Annotated in this window: 8 protein-coding genes; 1 reads left to right on the top strand and 7 read right to left on the bottom strand. The window is 62.8% G+C overall.

Features of this window, described 5'->3' with window-relative positions; genetic code table 11:
* Positions 1-436 precede the first annotated feature (436 nt).
* Positions 437-2,380 carry a M23 family metallopeptidase gene (locus FAA86_RS08330; protein WP_136539677.1) on the top strand — a complete coding sequence of 648 codons (1,944 nt, stop codon included), beginning with the start codon at positions 437-439 and terminating at the stop codon, positions 2,378-2,380.
* Between the two features lie 76 nt (positions 2,381-2,456).
* On the opposite strand, the gene clpB is transcribed toward FAA86_RS08330, so the two are convergent.
* From clpB to FAA86_RS08295, 7 genes are all read right to left on the bottom strand, one after another.
* Complete coding sequence (gene clpB, locus FAA86_RS08325; protein ID WP_136539675.1) at positions 2,457-5,060, bottom strand: ATP-dependent chaperone ClpB; 2,604 nt, start codon at positions 5,058-5,060, stop codon at positions 2,457-2,459.
* Between the two features lie 207 nt (positions 5,061-5,267).
* On the bottom strand, positions 5,268-5,993 hold the full coding sequence (locus tag FAA86_RS08320; RefSeq protein WP_136539673.1) for a DUF4167 domain-containing protein: 726 nt from the start codon (positions 5,991-5,993) through the stop codon (positions 5,268-5,270).
* Between the two features lie 331 nt (positions 5,994-6,324).
* On the bottom strand, positions 6,325-7,200 hold the full coding sequence (gene prmC / locus FAA86_RS08315; protein WP_136539671.1) for a peptide chain release factor N(5)-glutamine methyltransferase: 876 nt from the start codon (positions 7,198-7,200) through the stop codon (positions 6,325-6,327).
* Positions 7,197-8,276 (bottom strand): peptide chain release factor 1, encoded by a 1,080-nt coding sequence (prfA, locus tag FAA86_RS08310; protein WP_136539669.1) that lies wholly within the window; start codon positions 8,274-8,276, stop codon positions 7,197-7,199. Before prfA ends, prmC begins: the two co-directional genes overlap by 4 nt.
* A gap of 28 nt (positions 8,277-8,304) precedes the next feature.
* Positions 8,305-10,572 carry a phosphoenolpyruvate--protein phosphotransferase gene (gene ptsP / locus FAA86_RS08305; protein WP_113462143.1) on the bottom strand — a complete coding sequence of 756 codons (2,268 nt, stop codon included), beginning with the start codon at positions 10,570-10,572 and terminating at the stop codon, positions 8,305-8,307.
* 86 nt (positions 10,573-10,658) lie between these two features.
* Positions 10,659-11,933, bottom strand: a complete 1,275-nt coding sequence (locus FAA86_RS08300) for an aspartate kinase (protein WP_113462142.1) — start codon at positions 11,931-11,933, stop codon at positions 10,659-10,661.
* Between the two features lie 261 nt (positions 11,934-12,194).
* Positions 12,195-12,803 (bottom strand): SH3 domain-containing protein, encoded by a 609-nt coding sequence (locus FAA86_RS08295; protein WP_246035022.1) that lies wholly within the window; start codon positions 12,801-12,803, stop codon positions 12,195-12,197.
* Positions 12,804-12,950: the final 147 nt, after the last annotated feature.

The following is a 12,950-nucleotide window of genomic DNA, read 5'->3' as shown; positions in this document are numbered from 1 at the left end:
CAAGGATTTCTCTAGAGCGAAGGACTTCGTCGCCAGCAGCGCCGCCGCCCTCGTCAGTGAGCGGATGTATAGATTCGCTTCTCCGAGCAGTCAACAGCCTTGTTCGGAAAAATGTCGAAAAATCGCTAGAGCATTGAAATATTGAGATTTATTTCGATACGCTGCAGACAATCCCGTTTTTCCGCCGTCGGATGCCCCCCATTGGCTCCTCTTGCAAGGCCGATCGGTCCGTTTTCGCGCTTGGCTCTCAGATGCGTACACGTGTGCACGTCCATGCGCGTGCGCATGCCGCGCAAATTCCATATTTGGCTGCTCAAAGAAGGCCCGGTTCGGGCGCTGATTTGACGGCGCCGGCCAAAACATGAGACACAACAGCCGTGATCCAGGCGACAAACAGGCCGACGCTTATGACTTCGGCCGCAGACACGAAGATGGCATGACGACAGACCGTGACCTGATCCGTACGCTCGGCGGCGAGCCTCCGATCCTCGCGGATGGCCTGCGCGCGCCCGATCGCCGCGAGATTTCGCTGCGCTGGCTCTCCGGCACCTTTCTGACCGGCATCACCTCCTGCATCCTGATGGGCGTTGCTCTCTTTGCAGCACTCGACGGCCGGCAGCAGCTGGCCATCCCTGCCGAAGCCTATGCCGTGACACCACCCGACGGCGCGGAAATACCCGCCGAAGAAACCATGCGCGGCGACCGGATCTTCGGACCGAAGATCGCTGCCCGCCCCGTCGACAAGGCGATCCTCGACGTGCCCACCATCTTCAAGGATGGCGAGCGCGAGGTCGTGCGCAAGCTGCCCTTCGCCCATGTGAAGATGGCACTCGCCGCCGATTACGCCAATCAGGAACGCTATCCCAAATTCGACCCGCTCGCCATTTTCGCGACCGACGATACGCCCCCGCAGGTCGCAAGCCGCACCGGCTCGCTCTACGGCTCGGATGTCGAATCCGAAGTCATCCTGAAGTCGAGCCCCTTCCCGGCCGTACCGGACAAGCCGCTCGCCGGCGAGATGACCTTCGACGAAGTGGAAGAAAACGTCCGCTCCAACGGATCGGTGCTGACCGATGGCAATACCCAGGTCGCCGCGCTCTATTATATCGATCCACGCCGCTTCGACACGGAGGACACCGGCCTCGATCTCGCCGTCGGCATGACGGCGCGTATCGTCGAGGAAAACATGAGCATCGCCGAGCCCGAGATCATCACGCCGATGACCCCGGAATATGCCGATGACATCCTGCCCGCGCGCCGGCCGCAATCGGTCGCCGCCCTGATGACGGCCGCCGGCTATCCCGCCGCCAAGGCCGAGGATGTCGGCGAGGCGCTGGCCCCCTTCATGCGCAATCCGGAACTGGTCGAAGGCGACATCATTCGGGTCGGCCTCTTGCAGCGCGGCGACGAAGTGCGGCTCGTGCGCTTTTCGCTCTACAACCGGACCGAACACATCGCGACGCTTGCCGTCAACGACGCGGGCCGCCTTGTCGAGGGGTCGGAACCGCCGGTCATAGACGCGATCGCCGGCGCTTTCGACAGCTCACAGCCGACCATGATGTCAGGGCGTGATCTGCCGCGGGTCTATGACGGGATCTACCGTGCGGCACTGTCCTACGGCATGAACCAGGATCTGACCGCGCAGGTCATCCGGCTGCTCGCGGCCAATGTCGATTTCCAGGCACAGCTCAAGCCGACGGACATGCTGGAAGCCGTCTTCTCTGTCACCGATGACGAAGGCAAGGCGACCGACGACAGCGAGCTTCTTTATGTGCGCGCCCGCTTCGGCGACACGATCACCCAGTTCTATCGCTTCCAGGATCCGGCAGACGGCTCGATCGATTATTTCGACGAGAACGGCAAGTCGATCCGCCAGTTCCTGCTCAGGAACCCCGTGCCGAACGGTCGTTTCACCTCGGGCTTTGGCATGCGCCGGCATCCGATCCTCGGTTATTCGCGCATGCATACCGGCGTCGACTGGGCAGCCCCGCGCGGCACGCCGATCATCGCGTCGGGCAATGGTGTCGTGGAAAAGGCGGGCTGGGCCTCCGGCTACGGCAATCAGACCCTGATCCGCCATGCCAATGGCTATGTCACCTCCTACAACCACCAGAGCGGCATCGCCAAGGGCATCGTGCCCGGCGCCAAGGTCAAGCAGGGCCAGGTGATCGGTTTCGTCGGATCCACCGGTTTGTCCACCGGCTCGCACCTGCATTACGAGCTGATCGTCAACGGCACCAAGGTCGATGCCATGAAGGTGCGCCTGCCCGGCGGCAAGGCCCTGGAGGGGCCGGCCCTTGCCGCCTTCCAGCAGGAGCGCCAGCGCATCGATACCCTGCTGCAGACGGGCGGGCGTCCGGCTCAGGTCGCAAGCCGATAAGCCGTAGTATCAGCGTCCATATGCAAACGGCGGCCCGCAAGGACCGCCGTTTTTGTTTCAGAAGATGTGCCGCCAGTTAGGCCGCAGCACTCACCGCACCCTTGGGCGCGATCAGCAGCCGATCGCTGCCGGCCTCGATCGTCACCTCGGATCCATCCAGCACCTGGCCCGAAAGGATCTGCTCGGCGAGCGGATCCTGCAGGTATTTCTGGATCACCCGCTTCAGCGGCCGTGCGCCATAGACTGGATCGTACCCCTTGTCCGCAAGCCAGGCCCGGGCGTCCGGGGCGAGATCGATGATGATCTTGCGTTCGGCGAGCAGCGACAGGAGCCGCTTCATCTGGATGTCGACGATCGCGCCCATCTCCGTCCGGCGCAGCCGGTGGAAGAGGATGATCTCGTCGACACGGTTCAGGAATTCCGGCCGGAACGAGGCTTTCACCACTTCCATCACCTGGTCGCGAACCTGATCGACATCCTGGTCCTCGCCGAGCGAGGTCAGATAATCGGCCCCGAGATTCGAGGTCATGATGATGATCGTGTTCTTGAAGTCGACGGTCCGACCCTGTCCATCCGTCAGACGTCCGTCATCGAGCACCTGCAGGAGCACGTTGAAGACGTCAGGATGCGCCTTCTCGATCTCGTCGAACAGCACGACCTGGTAGGGCTTGCGCCGAACCGCTTCCGTCAGCGCCCCGCCTTCTTCGTAGCCGACATAGCCGGGAGGCGCCCCGATCAGTCGGGCAACGGAGTGTTTCTCCATATATTCCGACATGTCGAGCCGAACCATCGCGGTCTCGTCGTCGAACAGGAAGCGCGCAAGCGACTTGGTGAGCTCGGTCTTGCCCACACCGGTGGGGCCGAGGAAGATAAACGAGCCGATCGGCCGGTTCGGATCCTGAAGACCGGCACGGGCGCGACGGACGGCACGCGACACGGCCTGGACCGCATCCCCTTGTCCGACGACGGATTTGGCAAGCTCGTCTTCCATGCGAAGCAGCTTGTCGCGCTCGCCTTCCAGCATCTTGTCGACCGGGATCCCGGTCCAGCGCGACACGACATGGGCGATGCCATCGGGGGTGACGACTTCCTGCACCATGTTGCCGGCAGCCGAGCCGTCCTGGGCTTCCGCATCCACCAGCTCCTTCTCGAGCTTCGGGATCACCCCATAGGCAAGCTCGCCCGCACGCTGGAACTCGCCCTGACGCTGTGCAATGGCAAGTTCGTTGCGCGCTTCGTCGAGCTGGCGCTTGAGGTCGGCAGCCAGGCCCAGCTTCTGCTTTTCCGCCTGCCAGCGGGCCGTCAGCGCATCCGCCTCTTCTTCGAGCGAGGTAAGCTCGCTTTCGAGACGGGTCAGCCGGTCGGCCGAGGCCGCATCGGTCTCCTTCTTCAGGGCCTCGCGCTCGATCTTCAGCTGGATGATGCGGCGATCGAGTTCGTCGAGCTCTTCGGGCTTGGAATCCACCTGCATGCGAAGCCGCGAGGCGGCCTCGTCCATCAGGTCGATCGCCTTGTCGGGCAGGAAGCGGTCGGTGATATAGCGGTTCGACAAGGTCGCCGCCGCCACGAGAGCCGAATCCGAGATCCGCACCTTGTGGTGCTGCTCGTATTTCTCCTTCAGGCCACGCAGGATCGAGATCGTGTCTTCCACCGTCGGCTCGTCGACCATGACCGGCTGGAAACGCCGGGCAAGAGCCGGATCCTTCTCGACATGCTTGCGGTATTCATCGAGCGTCGTGGCACCCACGCAATGCAGCTCGCCGCGCGCCAGAGCGGGCTTCAGCAGGTTCGAAGCATCCATCGCGCCATCGGCCTTGCCGGCACCGACAAGCGTGTGCATCTCGTCGATGAACAGGATGATCTCGCCGTTCTCCGCCTGCACTTCATTGAGCACGGCCTTGAGCCGTTCCTCGAATTCGCCGCGATACTTGGCGCCAGCAATCAAGGCACCCATGTCGAGCGCCATCAGCTTCTTGTCTTTCAGGCTTTCCGGCACGTCACCGTTGACGATGCGCAGGGCAAGCCCTTCGGCGATCGCCGTCTTGCCGACGCCGGGTTCGCCGATCAGCACTGGATTGTTCTTGGTGCGGCGGGACAGAACCTGGATCGTCCGGCGGATCTCGTCGTCACGGCCGATCACCGGGTCGAGCTTGCCTTCGCGGGCCTCTGCCGTCAGATCACGGGCATATTTCTTCAGCGCGTCGAAACCGGCCTCGGCATTGGCGCCATCGGCGGTGCGGCCCTTGCGGACCTCGTTGATCACCTGATTGAGGGCATTCGCCGTCACGCCACCCTTTTTCAGCGACGCCGACGTCGATGCAGAGGATTCGATCGCGAGCGCCAGCAGCAAGCGCTCGACGGTGACAAAGCTGTCGCCGGCCTTTTTCGCCGCATCTTCGGCGGTCGAAAAGACCTTGGCCAGGGGCTGCGCCAGATAGACCTGCCCATTGCCGCCCGAAACCTTCGGAAGCTTGGCAAGGGCGGCATCATTGGCGATGCGCACTTCTTTCGAGTCACCGCCGGCTCGGCTGATCAGCGACGAAGCCATGCCCTGCTCGTCGTCGAGCAGAACTTTCAGCACATGTTCGGGCGTGAATTGCTGGTGCCCCTCCGACAGGGCATAGGTTTGCGCGGACTGCAGAAAACCGCGCACGCGTTCGGAATATTTCTCGATATTCATCGTCACTCTCCGTTTCCCCGCCCTGCCCGCAATCGGCACAAGTCGGATGGTTTGGATGAGGCCCCCGGAAGCGGCGGACCCCGGAGCGGAAACCGCTCTCTTGACCGAGATATGGGAGCGGAATTTTGCCCTTTAAAGAGGCAGACAAACGAAAAACTCCGGGCCGAGGCCCGGAGCTTTGCAATCGTCAATTCGAGCCGGAAAAGCTCATTCGGAAGCGGCCTCGGCCAGCGCCGGGGCGTCGCCTCCCTCGCCGTTCGCGCCCTCGCCGCCTTCGTCTGCAGCAGCGCTGCGACGGGGCTGGCGACGCGGACGGTTTCCGGCGTTGCGGCGACGCGGCTGGCGCTCGCCGCCCGCTTCGGCGGCACTTTCGGCGGCTGCGGCTGCGGCTTCCGCCGGCATGTCCTCGATCACCGGCTGCGGACCCGATCCGGCAATTTCCGGCTGGGGCTGCGGCTGCGGCTCGCGCTGCCGGCGCTCATGCTGCTGTCCGCGGTTCTGCTGCTGCGGCTGGGGCTGCTGCTGATTGCCGCGATCGCTGGCCTGGGCGCCATTGTCGTCCGAACCGTCGAAATCCTCGCCGTCGCGCTCGCTGTAATCCTGGCGGTCGTTCTGATCGTCGCGATCGTCACGCTGGAAGCGTTCCTGCATCTGCGCCTGGGCGGCCGCGATGATGCGGTTGTAGTGCTCGGCATGCTGCAGGTAGTTTTCCGCCATGACGCGGTCGCCGGCGCTCTGGGCGTCGCGTGCGAGCGTGGCGTACTTCTCTGCGATATGCTGGGCAGTGCCGCGGATCTTTATGTCAGGGCCGGAGCTGTCATAGGTCCGGGTAAGCGGGTTCTGGCCCTTGCGGTTGAAATTGTTGTTTCCACCGCCGCCGCCGCCATTGTTGTTACGCCCCCGACCACGCTTGTTCTGCTGTCCTGGCCTCATAGATGCTTCACCTGAATGTCTTTGTTGTGCTGATAAAGGGCAATGCCATTGGCTCTGGTTGAACCGGACCAAGGATCCACGCGCCGCCGACAGACCGCGCTCTCGCCTTGCTCGCCGCTGGTGAAAGTCGAGTTTACTGAGTTACGCAACAGTCCTGTCGTGCTTCGCCGAGTTCGACAGCGAACCTTTTTCGAAGCCGGCCCAGTCGCGAACGAATCTTCGTTCTTTCCCCGCCGCCCGTTGCGTGCCCGCAAACTATTACGCTTCATTCGGAAAACCAAGCCTTTTTCTCGGTTTCCCGAAATTATCCTTAGCAGACGCAGCAAAGCCGCTAATCAAGGTTAAGCGCAAACACGAGGACACGGTCGTTGGCGCCGTAGTCCCGGCGCTCCTCCAGAAGAGAAAAGCCTGCTAGTTCAAAGATTTGAACGACCTCATTCCGTTGATCGAAACCAATTTCGAGCCCGACCACGCCATGCCTCTCGAGGTGTCCAGGCGCGGCTTCGGCAATCGCGCGATAGGCGTCGAGACCATCAGACCCTCCGTCGAGTGCTGCCATCGGATCATACTTCACCACCTCGGGCTCCAGGCCAGCAACCACTGCGCTGCGGATGTAAGGTGGGTTGGAAACGATGATGTCGAAGCGTTCCGGCGTCTGGTCAAACCAGGGACCGGGTCTCGTCGCAAAGCGCGCGGACAATCCGTTGCGCTCTGCATTGTCTTGGGCAGTCGTCAATGCGTCTTGGGAAATATCGACCCCGATGGCCTCGGCCTCTGGGCATTCCGATAACAACGCGAGCGCAATGGCTCCGGTTCCCGTTCCAAGATCGACGAACTTCGGTCGACGACCTTGACGCACCATAGACCGGAGATGTGGCAAGATCACGTCAACGAGGATTTCGGTATCGGGTCGCGGTTCAAGCGTTCCGGCGGATAGGGTCAGATCGAGCCCGTAAAAGTCGCGGCGCCCCAGGATCCGGTGAACCGGTTCCCGCGCGAGCCTTCGCAGGATCGCCTGCTCGACTTGGTCTACCATCTCGCGCGACACCGGCTCGTCCCCGTGCAGCAGCAGCGCGGTAGCATCGAGGTTCAGCAGACCGCAAACCAGGATCCGTGCATCAGTCGCCGCATCCACCAAGCCGGCCTCGGCAAACCGACGGCGGGCCTCCGCGATGAGAGACTTCGCCGAGGGCGCCCCGGCACTCATTGCGTCTCGCCGAGCTGAGCGAGCTGGCCCGCCTGGTAGTCGGAGATCAGAGCATCGAGCATTTCGTCGAGGTCGCCCTCGATCATCTTGTCGAGCTTGTAGAGCGTCAGGTTGATCCGGTGATCCGTCACACGGCCCTGCGGGAAGTTATAGGTCCGGATGCGCTCCGACCGGTCGCCCGAGCCGACCTGGCTCTTGCGGTTGGCGGAACGCTCGCTGTCCATCTTCTGCCGTTCGATGTCGTAGAGCCTCGACCGCAGCACCTGCATAGCCTTTGCGCGGTTCTGGTGCTGCGACTTTTCCGACGAGGTCACGATCAGCCCGGTCGGCAGGTGCGTGATGCGCACGGCCGAGTCGGTCGTATTGACGTGCTGGCCACCGGCGCCCGACGATCGCATCGTATCGATCCGGATGTCTTCGGGCCGGATTTCGATATCGATCTCTTCGGCCTCCGGCAAAACCGCAACGGTTGCCGCAGACGTATGAATACGCCCGCTCGCTTCCGTCTCCGGCACGCGCTGAACCCGGTGAACGCCGGATTCGAATTTCAGCCTGGAGAAGACGCCCCGCCCGCTGATCGTCGCGATGATTTCCTTGAAACCACCCGCTTCTCCTTCGCTGGCGGAAAGGACCTCCACCTTCCAGCCCTTGGTCGAGGCAAAGCGCTCATACATGCGGAAAAGGTCACCGGCGAAGAGGGCAGCTTCGGATCCGCCCGTGCCGGCGCGGATTTCGAGGATCGCGCTTTTTTCGTCGGCGGCATCCTTCGGCAGGAGCAGGATCTGGATCTCGCCTTCGAGCGTCTCGATCCGGCTCTCAACCTCCGGCAGCTCCATATCCGCGAGATCGCGCATCTCCCGGTCGGTCGCCTTGTCGGCAAGCATGGCGCGCAGGTCGGCCGCTTCGCCGGTCGCCGCTTCGTAGGCGCGGATCTTCTTCACCACGGGCTCAAGCTCGGAATACTCGGAAGCGAGCTTCACATAGACATCGGCTGCCGGTCCTGCCGACATTCGCGCCTCGATCTCGCCGAACCGGCGCTCAAGCTCGCGCATTTTCTCGACAGGAAGCTTCGCCACCCTTTACTCCAAGGTCAGTCGCCAAAAATCAGACGGGGATATTGTGCTCTTCCGCATGGCGGACAAGCAGGTCGCGCACTGACACGCCCGGGGTGTCGTCGTCAAGCGCAGCCGTCAGAACCTCCGACAAGCGGCCGACATCCAGCCCGAGCAGCATGGCCTTGACCGGGCCGATCGCCGTCGGTGACATCGAGATCGAGCGGAAGCCGATCCCGAGCAGCGCCATGGCGGAAAGCGGCTTCGACGCCATTTCCCCGCAAAGCGTGACCGGCGTCTTGTTGCGTTCGGAGGCACGCACGATATCGCGCAGGATCCGGAGGAACGGACGACCCAGCACATCGAAGCGATCCGACACGCGGGCATTGCCGCGATCGACCGCCATGGCGAACTGGAACAGGTCGTTCGAGCCGACCGAAACGAAATCCACCTCGTCCATCAACTCGTCGAGCTGCCAGAGCAGCGCCGGCACTTCGAGCATGGCGCCGAACTGCAGCTTCTTCGGCAGCTGATGGCCGAATTTGGAGATATGCTGGATCTCCTTCTGCATCAGCTCGCGCACCTGCCGGATCTCCGAAACCTCGGTCACCATGGGCAGCATCATCTTGAGCTCGGCACCGGAGGCGGCTTTCAACAGCGCGCGCAACTGGGTGCGCAGCAGGCCCGGCCTGTCGAGCGACAGGCGGATCGCCCGCCAGCCCAGGGCCGGGTTTTCCTCTTCCTGACTGCGGAAATAAGGAACGACCTTGTCCCCGCCGATATCGAGCGTGCGGAACGTGACCGGGCGCCCATCGGCCTGCTTCAGCACATTCCGGTAGAAGCTCTCCTGCTCCTCGCCCTTCGGCATGGTCGAGGAGATCATGAACTGCAGCTCGGTCCGGAAGAGCCCGATGCCATCGGCGCCGGAATCGGCCAGCTGCGGCAGGTCGACCAGCAGGCCGGCATTCATCTGCAGCTTGATCCGATGCCCGTCCTTGGTCACCGGCTCGACATCGCGCAGGGCGCGAAACTGTTCCTGCCGACGGGCGCGCAGCCGCACCTTCTCCTCATAGGCCTTCTGCAGGTCGCCGACCGGGCGCACATGCACCTTTCCATCATCACCGTCGATGATGACAGGGTCCCCGTTTTCCGCGAGCGCCACCGCACCGGCCGCCTGACCAACGACGGCAATACCCATGGCGCGGGCCACAATCACCACATGGCTGGTGACGGCGCCTTCTTCGAGCACGAGACCGCGCAGATTGGCGCGCGGATAGTCGAGAAGCTCGGCGGCTCCCATGGCGCGCGCAAAGACGATCGCATCGTTCGGGAAGCCCTCGGCCGCACTGTGCGGCGAAAAGCCGGTGAGCTGGCGCAGCAAGCGGTTCGCAAGATCGTCGAAATCATGCATCCGCTCGCGCAGATAGGGATCGGTCAGGCGCATCATGCGCGCCTTGGTATCGCTCTGCACCTTCTCGACCGCGGCTTCCGCCGTCAGGCCATTATGGATCGCCTCTTCCATGCGGCGCACCCAACCCTGGTCATGGGCAAACATGCGGTAGGTCTCGAGCACGTCGCGGTGCTCGCCTTCCATGGAAATCTCGCGCCGCGACAGCATGTCGTCGATCGAGATCCTGAGCGATCCGAGCGCGGTCGCAAGCCGGCGGATTTCAGTCTCGCTGTCTTCGTTGAGCAGGTTGGTGACGACGATGCGCGGCTCGTGCAGCACGACATAACCGAGGCCGATGCCTTCGGAATAGCTGTCGCCCTCGATCGTCACGGGACGCGTCAGATCGAGTTCGAGGCCCGGTCGCGTGATCTTCTTGAGTTCGCCCGTCGCAATCATCTCTGCGATGACCATAGCGGTCGTCTCGAGTGCTTCGAGCTCGTCCTCGCGATAATTGCGCTGCGCCTTGTTCTGCACGACGAGAACGCCAAGGCTTCGCCCCGCGCGCAGGATCGGCACCCCGAGGAAGGAATGGTAGATCTCTTCGCCGGTTTCCGGCAGGTAGCGGAAGGCCGGATGCGCCTGGGCATCCGAAAGATTGAGGGACTGGGCAGAGGCGGCGATCGTGCCGACGAGACCCTGGCCCATCTTCAGCTGGGCCAGGTGGACCGCGTCCTTGTTCAGACCTTCGGTCGCGTAGAGTTCGAGAACGCCGTCAGAGCGCAGCACATAGACGGAGCACACCTCTGCGACCATGTTGTTCGCGATCTGGCGAACGATCCGATCCAGTCGCTCCTGCGGCTCGAGCGGCTCCGCCATCAGTTCGCGCAGCCGCTTGAGGAGGACGCGGGGACCCGCAGAAAGGTCTCTCATCGCGTTTGTGCTCCACTTCCCATTGGTCAGCGGATTGTTACCCTTACCTTTTCAGGGGTCGGGTCACGCCTGTCCGCTCTCAGGAATCAATTCTTATCCAGACCGTAGCAGGAATGCAAAGTCCGAACCGCAAGCTCGGCATAGGGACCGTCGATCAGGATGGAGATCTTGATCTCCGAGGTCGTGATCGCCTTGATGTTGATGCCCTTGTCGGCCAGCGCCTTGAAGGCGGTCGCGGCAACGCCCGCATGGCTGCGCATGCCGATACCGATGACGGAAACCTTGACGAGACCCTTCTCGCTCTGGACGACGTCGAAGCCGATCTTCTCCTTGTTGGAGCCGAGAACGGCGAGCGCCTTGTCCACGTCGCCCGAGGGCACGGTGAAGGTCATGTCGGTCTTCGAACCGTCTTCCGAGATGTTCTGGACGATCATGTCGACATTGATGTGGGACTCGGCGAGCGGTCCGAAGATCGCGGCAGACACACCCGGCCGGTCGGCCAGGCGGCGCAGCGAAATCTGGGCTTCATCCTTGGCATAGGCAATACCGGTGACGACTTCCTGTTCCACGATCTCTTCCTCATCGCAAATCAACGTACCGGGCGGGTTCATCAGATCGCCCATGCCCGGCGCATCGGGATCTTCAAAGCTGGAGCGCACGAAGGTGCGGACCTTGTGCACCATGGCGAGTTCGACGGAGCGGACCTGCAGCACCTTGGCGCCGAGCGAGGCCATTTCGAGCATTTCCTCGAAGGCGATCTTCTTCAGGCGACGCGCCTTGGGCTCGATGCGCGGGTCGGTCGTGTAGACGCCGTCGACGTCGGTATAGATGTCGCAGCGGTCGGCCTTCACGCCGGCCGCAATCGCCACGGCCGAGGTATCCGAGCCGCCACGACCGAGCGTCGCGATCCGGTTGTCGGGGCCTATGCCCTGGAAGCCGGCGACGACGGCAACCTGGCCCTCGCCCATGCGGCGAATGATGTCGGCCCCATCGATCTCCTGGATACGGGCCGCGCCATGGGCATTGTCCGTCTTGATCGGGATCTGCCAGCCCTGCCAGGAGCGGGCATTGATGCCCATCGACTGGAGAGCGATCGCCAGCAGACCTGACGTTACCTGTTCGCCGGAAGCCACGACGGCATCATATTCGCGCGCATCGTAGAACGGCGAGTCGGCACCGGCCACCTTGGGCATGTTCTGCACCCAGTCGACCAGCTCGTTCGTCTTGCCGGACATGGCCGAGACGACGACGGCCACTTCGTGACCCGCATCCACTTCGCGTTTCACATGGCGCGCGACGTTATAGATGCGTTCCAGATTGGCGACGGACGTCCCGCCGAACTTCATGACGATGCGAGCCATAGACTTGAACCATATGCCCTAGAAAGACGCCGGAAACCCCGGCACAAAAATCACAAGCCTGAGCAGAAAGCCTCAGGTTGCGGGGCTTTTAGTCTATATGTTCCCGGGGCGCAACGGCCACTTGCCCCCCAAACGGTACGCCACATCCGGCCTTTTTCAAGCAGGTAGCCGGCAAGGCTGGGCTATCCCTCCCAGGCACCGGCACGCGAAAAGGGGGCTCGAAAGCCCCCTTCGTGATCTTCGACCATCCGATAAAACTGCTTAGCGGCAGGCACTCGGATCGCGTTCACAATGCTCCTGCATCATGCGGCGCAGCGGGAAACGGTCTCGATCGTCGGAACTAGCCGAATTTCTGGGCCTGCGACGTTCTTCCTCTCGTCCTCTCCGGTCGTTGTCCGCACGACGGTCACGATCGCGGTCGCGCCGATCATCACGCCAGTCGCGGTCGCGCCAATCGCTGTCGCGGCGATCGTTGTCGCGCCAACGGTCACGATCGCGGTAGAATGACCGTCCGCGATAGTGGTCGTCCCAGTAACGTCCGATGCTGAAGGTCACGGTCGGGATACCGAGCGGGCGATAATATTGCGGCCCGACATAGACCCGGCGCTGCGAATAGGTGGTCTGCAGGTAGGATCCCGAGACCCAACCGCGATAGCCGGCATAGGAGACGTCGCACCAATTGGCGCTGGAGAGGCATCCCTGAATGTTGACGCGGCTTCCCGAGGGGACCACGAGCACGGCAGGATAGCGCGTGCTGGGTCCCGACCGCATGTTCACGTTGGCCGTCGAAAAGGCCGTGGCGGCCTCGGCAACCGCGGGCAAGGCACCGGCGGACATGGCCAGCGCTGCGATAAACCAGGTTGTTTTCATAGCTTCTTCTCCTGTAGCCCGGGACAAGGCGAACCTCACCCGTTTGAGCCGACAACGTTTCGCCGGCTCATCCGGTTCCTCTGCAGGCGATGCGCCTGCGACGACCGCGCCCTTGACTTTGCAGGCCATCGGGACGACTTCATGGCC

This window comes from Rhizobium rosettiformans W3, from assembly GCF_004912135.1.
Lineage (GTDB): Bacteria > Pseudomonadota > Alphaproteobacteria > Rhizobiales > Rhizobiaceae > Allorhizobium > Allorhizobium rosettiformans.
The sequence above is the reverse complement of the archived record's forward strand: the minus strand, read 5'-3'. Positions and strand labels throughout refer to the sequence as shown.